Here is a 15,579-nt window from a genome sequence, read left to right on the forward strand (position 1 = left end):
CAGCGAAGGGAGTGTTTATCGTCAGGCAGACGACTATGATCGCGGCATGCCCTACGACCCGTCGGACTACCCGCCCTTCGCTGTCACCGTGGACCTGGTCGTGCTGACCGTCCGTCGTCACGCGCTCTGCGCGCTGACGGTACGGCGGGGCGAACAGCCTTTCCAGGGGCGGTGGGCGTTGCCCGGTGGCTTCGTCCGGCCGGACGAGGACCTGTCGCAGGCCGCAGCCCGGGAGCTGGCCGAGGAGACCGGCCTGACCGCCCATGAACCGTCCGAGCCCGCTCAGGACAACGGCGCGCACCTGGAGCAGCTGGCGACCTACGGCGACCCCAAGCGCGACCCCCGGATGAGGGTCGTCAGCGTCGCCCACCTCGCCCTTGCTCCGGACCTGCCGGCGCCGCGGCCGGGCGGGGACGCCAACAGCGCACGCTGGGCGCCGGTCGAGGAATTGCTGGAGCAGGGCGGCTACGGACGTGACGGCGAACCGGTGGCGCCGTTGGCCTTCGACCATGCGCAGATCCTCGCGGACGGGGTGGAGCGCGCCCGTTCCAAGATCGAGTACTCGTCGCTGGCCACCGCCTTCTGCCCGCCGGAGTTCACAGTCGGCGAGCTGCGTCGGGTCTACGAGGCGGTGTGGGGCGTGGCGCTGGACCCGCGCAACTTCCACCGCAAGGTGACGGGTACGCCGGGATTCCTGGTGCCCACAGGGGGTACCACCACGCGCCAGGGCGGCCGCCCCGCCCAGCTCTTCCGCGCCGGTGGTGCCACCCTCCTCAACCCGCCGATGCTGCGCCCCGAGGTCTGACCCGGCAGGGGCCGACGGCGGCGGCCGAGCCTGCGCCGCCCGTGCGACGGCCTCGCTCGTGGGCGGCTGCCGAGGGTGCTCGGGGAGGGTGAGTCCGGGGCTCGGGCCCAGGATCGGCGTGTGGCTTGCCCGGCGGTGGTGTGGCTGCCCGCGAAGTGCACCGCAAGATACCCGAAAAAACGGACATACCGCGCTATCTTGCCTAGGGTGATCCAGGCCCTCGGATTGACCAGCAATCCCCGCAAGGAGCTTCCGCCTGCCGTCGACGATGTGTCCTTCGAGGCGCACTCCGGTCGCGTCACCGCACTCCTCGGGGCTCCCGGTGCGGGCAAGTCGACCGTGCTGAAACTCGCCCTCGAACTGCAACAGGGCCGTGGGGTGGCCTACTTCAGGGGCCGCCCCCTGCACCGCATCGCCCACCCCACACGCGAAGTGGGTGTCCTCCTCGGCGACGTCCCCGGCCACCCCGCCCGCACCGTCCGCGGGCATCTGCGCATGCTGTGCGCGGCCGCGGGGCTGCCCGCACGGCGTGCCGACGAAGTCCTGGAGGTCGTGGGACTGGTCAGTCTCGGCGACGCGCGGCTGAACACGCTCTCGCGTGGCATGGACCGCCGCCTCGGCCTGGCCTGCGCCCTGCTGTCCGACCCGCACACCCTCGTGCTGGACGACCCCACCGACGGGCTGGCGGTCCGCGAGGGGCGATGGCTGCACGGAATCATGCGCGCGCACGCCGACCAGGGCGGCACGGTCCTGTTCACCACCGGCGATCCGAAGGAGGCGGCGCGGACCGCAGATCGGGTCCTCACCCTCGAACGGGGCAGGCTCGTCGCGGACCAGGAGGTCGCGGACTTCTCCCGCACCCGGCTCCGGCCCAGGGTCGCCGTCCGCACCCCGCACGCCGCCCGGCTCGAAGTGCTGCTCACGAAGGAGGCCCGGACCGCGCGGCGTTCCGTGGAGATCGTGCGGGAGGGCGGGAACCGGCTGTCGGTGTACGGCAGTACGTGTGCCGAGATCGGCGAGACCGTGTTCCGGCACGGCATCCTCGTCCACCAACTCGCGGACGAGATCGGGGACATGGGCCCCACGCCGCCGTCGGTGCCGGTGCCGGTGCCGTCAACACCGCCGTCGCTCGCAGATGAAGGCCCGGCGGTGGCCGAGACCGCTCGGGGCCCGCTTCAGGAGACCCGCGGGTCGATCGACGAGTGCCTGGCACCCACCGACGACCCGCACGCACTCAGCAGCGACCCGTACGAACGCACCGGTGACCCGCACGCACCCACCAGCGACCCGCACGAACTCAGCAGCGACCCGCACGAACTCACCGGCGACCCTCACGCTCACGAAGCCGCCGAAGATCCCCAGGCGACCGCCGATGAGACGTGGACGCTGGCTGACGGCTCATCGGAGGTCAACCCGGCGCCTCTCATCGACCTCGAACCCCCCGCAGACTCCGCGCCGCGCACGGATGCCGAATCCCGTGATCATTTCCGTCCACATCCGGATCCCACCACTGATGACCACCTCGGGACACGCCCGGGTCGCGTACCGAGCGACCCGCCCGGTACGGTCGCGCTGCCGCCGCCCATCACGGTGCGCCCGGCGCCAAGCCCGTTGCGGCCGCTGCGTTACGAGCTGCGGCGGGCGGGCGGGGTCGGCACCGCGTACTTCACCGCGGCGGCGGTGCTCGTCACCTCCGCCCTCATGTCGGTGCTCCTGGCCAGGATCGGGCACACTCCACAACCGCGGCTGCTGGCGTCATGGCCGCGAGAGCTGCCGCTGCCGCCCGCGGCCATCGGGGCGGGGCTGCTCGGGGCGATCGCCTTCGGCGACGAGTTCCGCCACCCCGCCCTGGCCGCTGCCCGCGGCACCGTCCCTCGCCGACTGGGGCTGCTCCTCGCGAAACTGCTCGTCGCGGCGGTCACCGCGCTGCTGCTGGCCGTCCTCACCGTGGGGTGCGACCTCGAAGTGCTCTATCTCGTCTACGGGCCGGAACTCGTCTCGGTTCCCGCCGACTGGTTCCCGCTCGGCGCGAGTTGGCTCGGCCTCGTCGTGGGGTGTGCCTGGGCCGGGGTGCTCGCGGCGGGCGTCTTCCGGTCCACGTCCGCCGGGCTCGCCGCCGTGGTCGCCGTGCCCCTCGTCGTCGTACCCCTGGTGCAGCAGGCGCTGGAGGGAACAACTGTGCGGAGTGCGGTCGGGTTTCCGGTGCGGCTGCGTGAGCTCGTACTGGTGCAGTGGCCGTTCGGGGGAGGGCGTTATCTGGAGGCCGTGGCGCGGACGGTCTCCCAACCCGTGGGCGGGGCGCTGTTGTTGTCGCTGACGGCGCTGCTGGGGGCCTACGTGCTCACCAACCTCCGCAGCCGGGTCCGGTGATGATCGTCCTCATCCTTTCGTGCTCACTGTCCGTGCCCTTGCGTTGGCGCAATGCGCACAACTCCTCGTAGAACGCCCATTTCTTTCCGATAAGGCGTCAATTGCGACGGGGTGAGCGATCACCCTTTCGTGTGCTTTTCACCAAAGACCTCAAGGGAGTTGGAAACGCAGCCGACAAAGGATGCGTGAGTACCCTTGCGCACACCATGATGACCGCCGCCCGCTCCGCCGACTCAGGCCTCGCCGGACCGGGCGATCTCGACCGCTACCCGTACGCCGAGCACGCGGGCGTCGACCGCGTGGGCCTCCCCGCCTGGGACGGCGCCGAGCCCGAACTGGGCCGCGTGGGCCGCCGCGCCGCCGGGAGCCGGGGACGCGGACTGCACGGCCAACTCGTCCAGCAGCTCGGCCAGATGATCGTCTCCGGCGACCTCGGCGCGGACCGACCCCTCGTGCCCGAGGAGATCGGCCAGCGCTTCGAGGTCTCCCGCACCGTCGTCCGTGAATCCCTGCGTGTCCTGGAGGCCAAGGGCCTGGTCAGCGCGCGCCCGAACGTCGGCACGCGCGTCCGGCCGGTCAGCGACTGGAACCTGCTCGACCCCGACATCATCGAATGGCGGGCCTTCGGTCCGCAGCGCGACAACCAGCGGCGCGAGCTCAGCGAGCTGCGCTGGACGATCGAGCCCCTGGCCGCCCGCCTCGCCGCCGGTCACGGCCGTGACGACGTCCAGCAGCGTCTTGGCGACATGGTCGAGCTCATGGGCCACGCCATGGCGCAGGGCGACCCGCTGACCTTCTCGCGCGCGGACGCCGAGTTCCACTCGCTGCTCATCCAGCTCGCGGGCAACCGGATGCTGGAGCACCTCTCCGGCATCGTCTCCTCGGCACTGCAGGTCTCGGGCGGCCCGGCCACCGGGTGTGACCGACCGACCGAGTCGACCCTCACGCACCACGCCCGGATCGTCGACGCCCTCGCCGCGGGCGACGGAGCGGCGGCCGAGGCGGCCATGCGTCAAGTGCTGATCATCCACCCCGAGGTGGAGCGTGTGGTGCCGGCGCCGCGCGAACACTGAGGGCGCCGAGAGCGCGGCGAGGCCCACCGGCGGGGGCACCTGCCCTTCCGCGGGGTCGCTCGACCGGCGGATCCGTGCCGACGGGCCCCAGCGAACCCTCCCAGGGGTTCGGCGGGGCCCGGCGGCACGACGAACGGAGAGTGGCGACGGCATCGCGTGGCACGGGGCGGCGGCCCTGAACAGGCGGCCCACGCCGCCGCAGGACCCGCAATGTCGTATGCCCCCACCGCCGGAGGACTCGCACCGCCGGATGCCCCGCACCGCCAGGATCGCCGGAGGCGACGGAGGCGACGGGATCAGGTCGGAGCAGCGGCCCGACGGTCCTGCGAGCCCGTCGGGTCGATTGAGCGCCGTGCGATGGGCAACCCCCGACAGGCCGCCGGAACCCGACGAGAACGGTGATCCACATTGCGGAGTTCGTTCGGGAATCGTTCGGGTACCCGTACTTGCAGAACCGGTTGTGGCCTTGATCGATCGCCTCTGGCAGTGTCTGACCGCTTTTGCGCGCTTACGGGGTGTGACTCGGGCCACGCAGATTGGGCGTAACGCTCGCGGGAACAGCGCGATGACCTAAGAGGCGACAGCCGCGGAGGGAATACGGACGCCGTTCACGGCGCTGTGCATCTTCCCGGCCCCCGCCCGCACCGTCGGCCCACTCCCAAGCCGGTGGTCGGCTCCTGTCCGTAGTGGACGGGGCCGGAAGCCGTTTTCCAACGTTCCGAGAGGTTGTTCGTGTCGGCCAGCACATCCCGTACGCTCCCGCCGGAGATCGCCGAGTCCGTCTCTGTCATGGCGCTCATTGAGCGGGGAAAGGCTGAGGGGCAGATCGCCGGCGACGATGTGCGTCGGGCCTTCGAAGCTGACCAGATTCCGGCCACTCAGTGGAAGAACGTACTGCGCAGCCTCAACCAGATCCTCGAGGAAGAGGGTGTGACGCTGATGGTCAGTGCCGCGGAGCCAAAGCGCACCCGAAAGAGCGTCGCAGCGAAGAGTCCGGCCAAGCGCACCGCCACCAAGACGGTCGCGGCGAAGACGGTGACCACCAAGAAGGCCACCGCCACAGCCGCCCCCGCGGAGCCCACCGCCGACGCCTCCGCCGAGGACGCCACCCCCGCCAAGAAGGCCGCCGCGAAGAAGGCGGTCGCCAAGAAGGCGGCCCCCGTCAAGAAGACCGTCGCCGCCAAGAAGACGGTGGCGAAGAAGACCACCTCCAAGAAGGACGACCCCGAGCTCGCCGACGAAGAGGTTCTCGAGGAGACGCCCGGCGCCAAGCCCGGTGAGGAGCCCGAGGGCACCGAGAACGCCGGTTTCGTGCTGTCCGACGAGGACGAGGACGACGCCCCCGCCCAGCAGGTCGCCGCCGCCGGTGCCACCGCCGACCCGGTCAAGGACTACCTCAAGCAGATCGGCAAGGTCCCGCTGCTCAACGCCGAGCAGGAGGTCGAGCTCGCCAAGCGCATCGAGGCCGGTCTGTTCGCCGAGGACAAGCTGGCCAACGCGGACAAGCTCGCCCCCAAGCTCAAGCGCGAGCTGGAGATCATCGCCGAGGACGGCCGCCGCGCCAAGAACCACCTCCTGGAGGCCAACCTCCGTCTGGTGGTCTCCCTGGCCAAGCGCTACACCGGCCGCGGCATGCTCTTCCTGGACCTCATCCAGGAGGGCAACCTCGGTCTGATCCGCGCGGTCGAGAAGTTCGACTACACCAAGGGCTACAAGTTCTCCACGTACGCCACCTGGTGGATCCGTCAGGCGATCACCCGCGCCATGGCCGACCAGGCTCGCACCATCCGTATCCCGGTGCACATGGTCGAGGTCATCAACAAGCTCGCGCGCGTGCAGCGCCAGATGCTCCAGGACCTGGGCCGCGAGCCCACCCCGGAGGAGCTGGCCAAGGAACTCGACATGACCCCCGAGAAGGTCATCGAGGTCCAGAAGTACGGTCGCGAGCCCATCTCGCTGCACACGCCGCTGGGCGAGGACGGCGACAGCGAGTTCGGTGACCTCATCGAGGACTCCGAGGCCGTCGTCCCGGCCGACGCGGTCAGCTTCACGCTCCTGCAGGAGCAGCTGCACTCCGTCCTCGACACCCTGTCCGAGCGTGAGGCGGGCGTCGTCTCCATGCGCTTCGGTCTCACCGACGGTCAGCCGAAGACCCTCGACGAGATCGGCAAGGTCTACGGCGTCACGCGTGAGCGCATTCGTCAGATCGAGTCCAAGACGATGTCGAAGCTGCGTCACCCGTCCCGTTCGCAGGTCCTGCGCGACTACCTCGACTAGACGGCACGGGCACCCGCCGCCAGGTCGGTCCCGAAGGCCCGGTTCCCTCGACGGAGCCGGGCCTTCGGCGTGTGTGCGGCTGCGGAAGCCGATCCGGTGGATCACTCTGGGTGTGCCACCCATGTCCCGGAGTGAGGAGCGCGCATGCGTCGATCGTTCGCCCGACTGCTGGCCGTCGCGGCCACCACCGCCGTCATACCGCTGGCGTCACCGCCGTCGGCGACGGCCGAGGTCGTCATCGGCGGCCATCCGGTCGAGATCTCCCAGGCGCCCTGGACGGTGGCGCTGTCCAGCCGTGACCGGTTCGGGGGTACGCGGGCAGGACAGTTCTGCGGCGGCGTGGTGGTCGGCCGCTCGACCGTCCTGACGGCCGCCCACTGCCTCAGCGAGAGCGTGCTGGGTGGTCCTCCGGAACGCGTCGGCGACCTGAGGGTCATCGCCGGCCGTGCCGAGCTGCAGTCGGCCGAGGGACAGGAGATCGCGGTGAGCGGCGCCTGGGTCAATCCCGAGTACGACCCCTATACGAACGCGGGGGACTTCGCGGTGGTGACGCTCGCCTCACCTTTGCCCGAGAGCTCCGTCATCGCGTTGGCGGCGGCCGGTGACTCCGCGTACGCGTCCGGCACTCCGGCCGCGGTCTATGGCTGGGGGGACACCACCGGCGCCGGCGACTACGGCCGGAGCCTGCGGGCCGCGCCGGTGAGGGTGCTGGCCGACGAGGTCTGCGCGAGGGCCTACCCAGGCAGTGCGGACGGAAGGTACCTGTCCGGGTCCATGGTCTGCGCCGGTGAGGAGGACGGCGGCCGGGACGCCTGCCAGGGGGACAGCGGAGGGCCGCTGGTCGCTCAGGGGAAGCTGATCGGGCTCGTGTCCTGGGGTAGTGGCTGTGGGGTCGCCGGGAACCCCGGCGTCTACACCAGGGGCTCGTACGTCGCCCGTGTGCTCACGGGGAGCCGCTGAGGCGCGGTGCGCCGTCGTACGACGTGTATGTGCGGCACGAGAGCGGGCGGCCACCCCGTGTGTACGGGAGTGGCCGCCCGATCACCGGCCTCGAGCCGGTGGCGGCTCGTCGTAGGTGCGAAGCGTCAGCGCTCGTCCTCTTCAGCGGTCGCGGGAGCAGCCGTGAGCCGCTCCGTCTCGTCCTGTATCTCCGAGGCGATCTTCTTGAGCTCCGGCTCGAACTTGCGACCGTGGTGGGCGCAGAACAGGAGCTCTCCACCGCTCAGCAGGACGACGCGCAGATATGCCTGGGCGCCGCAGCGGTCGCATCGGTCCGCGGCCGTCAGCGGGGTCGCGGGGGTGAGAACAGTAGTCACGTCGCCTCTTCTCTAGCTCGACGAGCTGTCGTACCAGGGTCAACATCCAACCAGGCCGAAAACGTTCCCGCTCGCGGCTTTAACTCGAAAAAATCTTTCCGGGCCGGCTGTCTGCTGCCGGTTGGCGGCGAATGAGCCGTAGTGCGTGTCTTCGTGTCGTACGGGCTTCGCGCTGTCTGTCGGTGGTTCTGGTTGTCGTTCTTTCGGTTGTACGGTCCTCCCGGCTGGGTTGCCGGTTGTTCATGAGGACGTGCCCGGAGCCTAAATGGTTCATGCCCCGAAGGGAACGTGATATGTACTTCACCCCATCGAGGGATCGAACGTGTATGCGACTCTGGACTACTCTGACTTTCGGACGAGGGTGGCGTGACAACGGCTCTACCAGGCCTCGGTACCCTCGGACCGGCAACAGAGCCCGGCCCCTTACCCAAAAGGGCCTCACCTGAAATTCAGCGAGGAGCGAACCGCGTGACCGCCGATACGTCCGTGCCGTCCACAGCGCTGCTGACCGGAGCAGACCGGGACGGTTCCAACTACACCGCGCGGCACCTGCTCGTCCTCGAGGGGCTCGAGGCCGTGCGGAAGCGCCCCGGTATGTACATCGGCTCGACGGACAGTCGAGGCCTGATGCACTGTCTCTGGGAGATCATCGACAACTCCGTGGACGAGGCCCTCGGGGGGTACTGCGACCACATCGAGGTCATCCTCCACGACGATGCCTCCGTGGAGGTGCGGGACAACGGCCGGGGCATCCCGGTCGACGTCGAGCCCAAGACGGGCCTGTCCGGCGTCGAGGTCGTGATGACCAAGCTGCACGCCGGCGGCAAGTTCGGCGGCGGCTCGTACGCCGCCTCCGGCGGTCTGCACGGCGTGGGCGCCTCCGTGGTGAACGCGCTCTCGGCCCGCCTGGACGTCGAGGTCGACCGCAACGGCGGCACCCACGCCATCAGCTTCCGGCGCGGGGTGCCCGGCGCGTTCGCGGGGCAGGGCGCGGACGCGAAGTTCGAGGCGGCCGGCGGCCTGCGCAAGGGCAAGCGGATCCCCAAGACGCGCACCGGCACACGCGTCCGGTACTGGGCCGACCGCCAGATCTTCCTCAAGGACGCCAAGCTCTCGCTGGAGCACCTGCACCAGCGCGCCCGCCAGACCGCCTTCCTCGTCCCCGGACTGACGATCGTCGTCCGGGACGAGTTCGGACTCGGTGAGGGGGGCAGCAAGGGTGAGGAGTCGTTCCGCTTCGACGGTGGCATCAGCGAGTTCTGCGAGTACCTGGCCTCCGACAAGCCGGTCTGCGATGTCCTCCGCTTCTCCGGGCAGGGCACCTTCAAGGAGACCGTGCCCGTCCTGGACGAGCATGGTCAGATGACGCCCACGCAGGTCACCCGCGAACTCGGCGTCGACGTCGCCATGCGCTGGGGCACCGGCTACGACACGACCCTCAAGTCGTTCGTGAACATCATCGCCACCCCCAAGGGCGGTACCCATGTCGCGGGCTTCGAGCAGGCCGTGGCCGCCACGATGAACGAGGTGCTGCGCGCCAAGAAGATGCTGCGCGTCGCCGAGGACGACGTCGTCAAGGACGACGCCCTGGAGGGTCTGACCGCCGTCGTCACGGTGCGTCTGGCCGAACCTCAGTTCGAGGGGCAGACCAAGGAGGTGCTCGGCACCTCGGCGGCCCGGCGTATCGTGACGCAGGTCGTCGCCAGGGAGCTCAAGGCGTTCCTGACCTCCACGAAGCGGGACGCCGCCGCTCAGGCGCGGGTCGTCATGGAGAAGGCCGTCGCCGCCGCGCGAACCCGTATCGCCGCACGTCAGCACAAGGACGCGCAGCGCCGGAAGACGGCGCTGGAGTCCTCGTCCCTGCCCGCCAAGCTCGCGGACTGCCGCAGTGACGACGTCGAGCGCAGCGAGCTGTTCATCGTGGAGGGCGACTCGGCGCTCGGCACGGCGAAGCTCGCGCGGAACTCCGAGTTCCAGGCGCTGCTGCCGATCCGGGGCAAGATCCTCAACGTCCAGAAATCGTCCGTCACGGACATGCTCAAGAACGTCGAGTGCGGCGCGATCATCCAGGTCATAGGAGCCGGGTCCGGGCGTACGTTCGATATCGACGCGGCGCGCTACGGCAAGATCATCATGATGACCGACGCCGATGTGGACGGGTCGCACATCCGGTGCCTGCTGCTGACCCTCTTCCAGCGGTACATGCGGCCGATGGTCGAGGCGGGACGGGTCTTCGCCGCCGTGCCGCCGCTGCACCGGATCGAGCTGGTCCAGCCGAAGAAGGGGCAGGACAAGTACGTCTACACGTACTCGGACCGTGAGCTGCGCGACAGGCTGCTGGAGTTCCAGAGCAAGGGTGTCCGGTACAAGGACTCCATCCAGCGCTACAAGGGCCTCGGCGAGATGGACGCGGACCAGCTGGCGGAGACGACGATGGATCCGCGGCACCGGACGCTGCGCCGGATCAACCTGTCGGACCTGGAGGCGGCGGAGCAGGTGTTCGACCTGTTGATGGGGAACGACGTCGCGCCGCGCAAGGAGTTCATCTCCAGTTCGGCGGCTACGTTGGACCGGTCGCGCATCGACGCGTAGCCGCGGCGCCGGCCTGGGCGGGGGTGCCTGGGCCGACCGCCGGGTCCTGGCCCGGCCCGCCCGGCCCGCCCGGCCCGCCCGGCCCGCCCGGCCCGCCCGGCCCGCCCGGCCCGCCCGGGCCGGGCGGGCCGGGCGGGCCGGGGGTGGGCGGTCTGGCTTGGGTCCTGACCGGCTTGGACCCGGTCGGGGGCTGGGATGCCGTCTAGCTCGGGCCGGGCGCCTTGGGTTGTTCGGGGTCGGGGGCGTGCCGGGGGATGTCCGTCCTCGGAACGGCGTGGAATCGGTCGGCTGGGAGGCCCGGGGCCGTGACGCGCCAACCGCTGCGGGCGGCACTCCCGGCACGCGTCCTTCGCGCCGTACGCGGCCGGCCGTCGTGCGTGCCTTCGGGTCATGAGTGGGAGCGTTCTGCCCGAGTGGGGGAGGCTGGCCGGGGTTTCACCTGATGGGGTGAAGAATCGTGAAGAGGTGCGTCGGGGGTCTTTCTGTTCTGTCCATGCTTGGGCATGCAGTCAAGCACCGGCCGTCCCCGCCGACGCGGGGGTGGTTCTGAGAGCCCGGTTGAGCAGCACGAGGGGCACGTCCTCGCCGACGAGGACGTGCGGTTCGACGATCCCTGGTACGACGCGCTGGCCTCCGGCTGGGGGGAGTTGGACGGCACGGGCGGGTCGGCCCCGGTCGTGGCCGAGGCGCGGGAGGGCCAGGTCGGTGGTGCGGCCGAGGTGTACCTGGAGGTCCAGCGGAGCGCCGCCTTCCAGGAGGTGCGCAGCCGTTACCGCAGGTTCGTGATCCCGGGTGTCGCCGTCTTCTTCAGCTGGTACGTGGCGTACGTCGTGACGGCGACGACGGCCCCGGGGCTGATGGCGCGGCCCGTGGCGGGTGCGGTGAACGTGGCCATGCTGGCGGGGCTCGGGCAGTTCCTCACGACGTTCCTGTTCACCTGGGCGTACGCGCGGCATGCCAGGCTGCGCCGGGACCGGGCGGCGCTCGATCTGCGCTGGGACACCCAGGAGTTGACGCGTGGCGTCCGAGGGGGCGAGCGGTGACAGCCGACCATCAGACGCTGGCGCTGCTGCTGTTCAGCGCGTTCGTGGCGGTCACCCTGGGCATCACGACATGGGTGAGCCGTCACCGGCACGGCTCGGCGGAGGAGTTCTACGCCGGGGGGCGGCTGTTCTCGCCGATGGAGAATGGTTTTGCCATCGCGGGCGACTACATGTCGGCCGCGTCCTTCCTCGGAATCTCGGGTCTCATCGCGCTCTTCGGGTACGACGGGCTGCTCTACTCGGTGGGTTTCCTGGTCGCCTGGCTCGTGGTGCTGTTCCTGGTGGCCGAACTGGTGCGCAACTGCGGGCGGTTCACGCTCGCCGACGTGGTCGCAGCCCGAATGCGCGAGCGGCCGGTGCGGATCGCCGCGGGAACTTCCTCGGTGACCGTGTCCGTTCTGTACCTGGTGGCGCAGATGGTGGGAGCGGGCACCCTCGTCGCGCTGCTGCTGGGGGGAGAGAGCGAGGCGGCGCAGGCCTGGACGGTCATCGGGGTCGGCGCGCTCATGGTCGTCTATGTGTCGTTGGGAGGGATGCGGGCCACCACCTGGATCCAGATCGTGAAAGCGGTCCTGCTGATGGGCGGGGCGACCGCGCTGACCGTGCTCGTACTGCTGCGGTTCCACGGCGACTTCGACCAGTTGCTGCGGACGGCTGCCGAGCGCAGCGGACACGGGGACGCGTTCCTCGCACCCGGGCTGAAGTACGGCGGTGACTGGGTCGCGCGCTTCGACTTCATCAGTCTCGGACTCGCGCTGGTCCTCGGCACGGCCGGGCTGCCGCACATCCTGTCGCGCTTCTACACGGTGCCCACCGCGCGGGCCGCACGCCGCTCGGTGGTCTGGTCGATCGGACTGATCGGTGGTTTCTACCTGATGACGATCGTGCTGGGCTTCGGCGCGGCCGCCGTGGTCGGCCCTGAGGCGGTGCGGGGTTCCAACGCGGCCGGCAACACGGCTGTGCCGTTGCTGGCCCTCGATCTGGGCGGTGGCGCGGACTCCACCGGCGGAACGGTTCTGTTCGCGGTCGTCGCCGCCATCGCCTTCGCCACGATTCTCGCGGTCGTCGCCGGTATCACCCTCGCGTCATCGGCGTCCGTCGCCCATGACCTGTACGCGTCGTTGCGGCGCAGACGTTCGAAGCCGCGCAGCGAGGTCGCCGTGGCACGTGCGGCCGCCGTCGGGATCGGCATGCTCGCGATCGGGCTCGGGCTGCTCGCCAAGGATCTCAACGTGGCCTTCCTCGTCGGCCTCGCCTTCGCGGTCGCCGCCTCCGCCAACCTGCCCGTACTGCTGTACTCGCTGTTCTGGCGCGGCTTCACCACACGCGGCGCGGTGTGGTCCGTGTACGGCGGACTCGTCCCCTCCCTGGTCCTCGTGCTGCTGTCGCCCGTCGTGTCGGGCAGCGCCGATTCGTTGTTCCCCGGCCTGGACTTCCAGGTCTTCCCGTTGCAGAACCCCGGCCTCGTCTCCATCCCGCTGGGATTCCTCGCGGGCTGGCTCGGTACGGTCCTGTCGGCCGAGCCGCCGGACGAGGCCAGGCACGCGGAGACCGAGGTGCGTTCGCTGACGGGCGCCGGGGCGGTGTGACGGCGAGGGGCGCGGACCCTGACGTGGCCGTCGGCCCGGGGATTCTCAGGGGCGGGTCGCCCATGCGTAACGGTGCTCCGGGCGGCCGGCGTCCCCGTACTTGAGGGTCAGGCGGGCCCGTCCCGTGCGCTCCAGGAGCTTCAGATAGCGCTGGGCGGTCTGGCGGCTCAGTCCGGTCCGGTCGGCGATCTCCTGGGCGGACAGCGGCCCCTCGGCGGTCATCAGGGCACGGCGTACCAGCTCGGTGGTGGTGGGGGAGTGGCCCTTGGGCAGGTCCGGCTCGCCGCCCGCCGAGAGCGCGCCGAAGATCCGGTCCACCTCCGCCTGTTCGGCCTCGCCGCCGCCGTCCAGGGTGCGCCGCAGCTCCGCGTACGCCTCCAGCTTCGCCCGCAGCCCGGCGAACGCGAACGGCTTGACCAGGTACTGGAGCGCGCCCTGGCGCATCGCCGCCTGGACGGTCGAGACGTCTCGGGCCGCCGTCACCATGATCACGTCGCTCTGGTGACCCCGGCGCCGCATCTCCTGGACCACCATGAGCCCCGTGTCGTCCGGCAGATAGTGGTCCAGCAGGACCAGGTCCACGTGCGGCAGCGTCTCCAGGCGGTGCAACGCCTCGGCCGCGCTGTGGGCCACACCGGCGACGTGGAAACCGGCGACCTTCTCCACGTAGGCGGCGTTGACGCGGGCGACTCTGGTGTCGTCGTCCACGATCAGGACCTCGATCATCGCGGCTCCTTGTCGGCGGCTCTGCCGGCGGCTTCGGGCTCCCGCGCGGGGCCCGGCCGCCCTTCGTGACCGGCGGTCGGCTCGTCCTGCCGCGCCGGCCGGTCCTCGGGTGCCACAGGGGCGGGCGTGGGTGCGGGCACCGGCGTCACCAGGCCGTGCTCCGCGAGCGCGTCGGGGAGGACGACGGTGAACTCCGCGCCGCCGCCCGCCGCCTCCGTGACCCGGGCGCTGCCGCCCTGCCGCTCGGCGAGCCTGCGCACCAGACTGAGCCCGATGCCGCGCTCGCGATGGACGGGCGGCGTCTTTGTGGACCAGCCCTCGGTGAAGATCAACTCCCGCTTGTCGGGCGGGACTCCGGGGCCCGTGTCGCGCACCCGGAGGATCGCCGTGCGCCCCTCGGCGCGCACATCGACCTCCACGCGCGCGTGCGGTGTGCCCGCGACGGCGTCCAGGGCGTTGTCGACGAGGTTGCCGACGACGGTGACGAGCCCGCGCGGGTCGATCAACCGGTCCGGCAGCATCGTCCCGTCCGCGATCGCGAGGGCCACCCCGCGCTCGGCCGCGACCGTCGCCTTGCCCACCAGGACTGCGGCGAGCAGCGGATCGTGGATCTTCTCGGTGACCTGCTCGGCGGTGGCCCGGTGGTCGCCGACGACCTCGCCGACGAACTCCACGGCCTCGTCGTACATCTCCAGTTCGAGCAGGCCGAGGAGGGTGTGCATCCGGTTGGCGTGCTCGTGGTCCTGGGCGCGCAGGGCGTCCGTCAGGCCGCGCGTGGAGTCCAGTTCGCGGCCTAGCTGCTCCAGTTCGGTGCGGTCGCGCAGGGTGGCGACGGCGCCCCCGTCGTCGGTGGGCATGCGGTTGGCGACCAGCACCCGCTGACCGCGCACGGTCAGGAGGTCGGTGCCCGTGACCCGGCCCGCCAGCACATCCGTCGTACGGCCGGGGCCGAGCGCCTCGTCGAGCGATCGGCCGACCGCCTCGTCACCGATCCCGAGCAGCCGCCGCGCCTCGTCGTTCAGCAGGCGTACGCGGCCGGCGCGATCCAGCGCGACCACGCCCTCCCGGATGCCGTGCAGCATCGCCTCGCGCTCCGCGAGCAGCCCCGCGATGTCGGAGAAGGCCAGGTCACGGGTCTGACGGTGGACCCGTCGGGAGATCAGGTACGCGGCCAGCGCCCCGACCGCCATGGCACCGCCGGCGTACGCCAGGAGCCCGGGGATCGCGTGGATCAGCCGGGCTCGCACGCTGTCGTACTCGATGCCCACCGAGACGGCGCCGACGATCCTCCCATCGGCGTCCCGCAGCGGCACCTTGCCCCGGGCGGAGCGTCCCAGAGTGCCCGAGTCGATCTCCATGACCTCGTGACCGGCCAGGGCGCGGCGCGGGTCGGTCGAGACGAGCCCGCCGATCTCCGCGGGGTCGGGGTGCGACCAGCGCACTCCGACCCGGTCCAGCACGACCACGTACTCGGCTCCGCTGGCCTTCCTGATCCGCTCGGCCTCGACCTGTACGGGGCCGTGCACGGACGGCCGCGTCGACACCAGGTCCTCCGCGATCTGCGGCTGGGCGGCGGTGGTCTGCGCGATCGCGAGGGCCCGCCGCATCGCCTGGTCGTCCAGCTGTTCGCTGAGCGGCGCGAGGAACAGCCCGGTCGCGAGCACGGCGACACCGGCGGCGATCGCCACCTGCATCAGCAGGACCTGCGAGAACACCCGCCGCGGCATACCGAGACGCAGGCGGCGCGCGGGGGGAGTGGGGCTCATACCCAAGACGGTACGTGGACAG

Annotated in this window: 11 protein-coding genes; 8 read left to right on the plus strand and 3 right to left on the minus strand. The window is 70.8% G+C overall.

Going from position 1 to position 15,579, the window contains the following annotated elements; translation table 11 throughout:
* Nucleotides 1-46 precede the first annotated feature (46 nt).
* From H4687_RS33995 to H4687_RS34015, 5 genes are all read left to right on the plus strand, one after another.
* On the plus strand, nt 47-805 hold the full coding sequence (locus tag H4687_RS33995; protein ID WP_005481548.1) for an NUDIX hydrolase: 759 nt from the start codon (nt 47-49) through the stop codon (nt 803-805).
* Between the two features lie 207 nt (nt 806-1,012).
* Complete coding sequence (locus tag H4687_RS34000; protein WP_046913411.1) at nt 1,013-3,175, plus strand: ABC transporter ATP-binding protein; 2,163 nt, start codon at nt 1,013-1,015, stop codon at nt 3,173-3,175.
* Nucleotides 3,176-3,360: 185 nt separating this feature from the next.
* Nucleotides 3,361-4,248 carry a FadR/GntR family transcriptional regulator gene (locus H4687_RS34005; RefSeq protein WP_192781749.1) on the plus strand — a complete coding sequence of 296 codons (888 nt, stop codon included), beginning with the start codon at nt 3,361-3,363 and terminating at the stop codon, nt 4,246-4,248.
* 726 nt (nt 4,249-4,974) lie between these two features.
* Complete coding sequence (locus H4687_RS34010; RefSeq protein ID WP_264086506.1) at nt 4,975-6,525, plus strand: RNA polymerase sigma factor; 1,551 nt, start codon at nt 4,975-4,977, stop codon at nt 6,523-6,525.
* A 144-nt stretch (nt 6,526-6,669) separates the two neighbouring features.
* Nucleotides 6,670-7,485, plus strand: coding sequence for a S1 family peptidase (locus H4687_RS34015; RefSeq protein WP_046913413.1), 816 nt, complete (start codon nt 6,670-6,672; stop codon nt 7,483-7,485).
* 125 nt (nt 7,486-7,610) lie between these two features.
* On the opposite strand, the gene H4687_RS34020 is transcribed toward H4687_RS34015, so the two are convergent.
* Nucleotides 7,611-7,841, minus strand: a complete 231-nt coding sequence (locus H4687_RS34020; protein WP_005481555.1) for a DUF7455 domain-containing protein — start codon at nt 7,839-7,841, stop codon at nt 7,611-7,613.
* A gap of 468 nt (nt 7,842-8,309) precedes the next feature.
* Here H4687_RS34020 and H4687_RS34025 point away from each other — a divergent pair, with 468 nt between their 5' ends.
* The 3 genes from H4687_RS34025 (at nt 8,310) to H4687_RS34035 (ending at nt 13,065) form a co-directional block, all read left to right on the plus strand.
* Complete coding sequence (locus tag H4687_RS34025) at nt 8,310-10,433, plus strand: DNA gyrase/topoisomerase IV subunit B (RefSeq protein ID WP_050399288.1); 2,124 nt, start codon at nt 8,310-8,312, stop codon at nt 10,431-10,433.
* Between the two features lie 503 nt (nt 10,434-10,936).
* Entirely contained in the window at nt 10,937-11,476 is a 540-nt protein-coding gene (locus tag H4687_RS34030) for a DUF485 domain-containing protein (RefSeq protein WP_179859995.1), read from the plus strand.
* Nucleotides 11,473-13,065 (plus strand): solute symporter family protein, encoded by a 1,593-nt coding sequence (locus H4687_RS34035; protein WP_046920204.1) that lies wholly within the window; start codon nt 11,473-11,475, stop codon nt 13,063-13,065. Before H4687_RS34030 ends, H4687_RS34035 begins: the two co-directional genes overlap by 4 nt.
* Before the next feature lie 45 nt (nt 13,066-13,110).
* On the opposite strand, the gene H4687_RS34040 is transcribed toward H4687_RS34035, so the two are convergent.
* Both H4687_RS34040 and H4687_RS34045 read right to left on the minus strand, forming a co-directional pair.
* Nucleotides 13,111-13,791: a DUF7342 family protein gene (locus H4687_RS34040; RefSeq protein ID WP_005481559.1), complete on the minus strand. Its 681-nt coding sequence runs from the start codon at nt 13,789-13,791 to the stop codon at nt 13,111-13,113.
* Nucleotides 13,788-15,557: an ATP-binding protein gene (locus H4687_RS34045; RefSeq protein ID WP_078907463.1), complete on the minus strand. Its 1,770-nt coding sequence runs from the start codon at nt 15,555-15,557 to the stop codon at nt 13,788-13,790. Before H4687_RS34045 ends, H4687_RS34040 begins: the two co-directional genes overlap by 4 nt.
* Nucleotides 15,558-15,579 lie beyond the last annotated feature (22 nt).

Origin of the sequence: Streptomyces stelliscabiei, from assembly GCF_014873495.1 — a bacterium.
GTDB classification, from domain to species: domain Bacteria; phylum Actinomycetota; class Actinomycetes; order Streptomycetales; family Streptomycetaceae; genus Streptomyces; species Streptomyces bottropensis.

Bases quoted from the DNA above. Each gene is read 5' to 3' on its own strand.
- H4687_RS33995 (WP_005481548.1), top strand. From the start codon at position 47: ATGCCCTACGACCCGTCGGACTACCCGCCCTTCGCTGTCACCGTGGAC.
- H4687_RS34040 (WP_005481559.1), bottom strand. From the start codon at position 13,791: ATGATCGAGGTCCTGATCGTGGACGACGACACCAGAGTCGCCCGCGTC.
- H4687_RS34030 (WP_179859995.1), top strand. From the start codon at position 10,937: ATGCAGTCAAGCACCGGCCGTCCCCGCCGACGCGGGGGTGGTTCTGAG.
- H4687_RS34015 (WP_046913413.1), top strand. From the start codon at position 6,670: ATGCGTCGATCGTTCGCCCGACTGCTGGCCGTCGCGGCCACCACCGCC.
- H4687_RS34045 (WP_078907463.1), bottom strand. From the start codon at position 15,557: ATGAGCCCCACTCCCCCCGCGCGCCGCCTGCGTCTCGGTATGCCGCGG.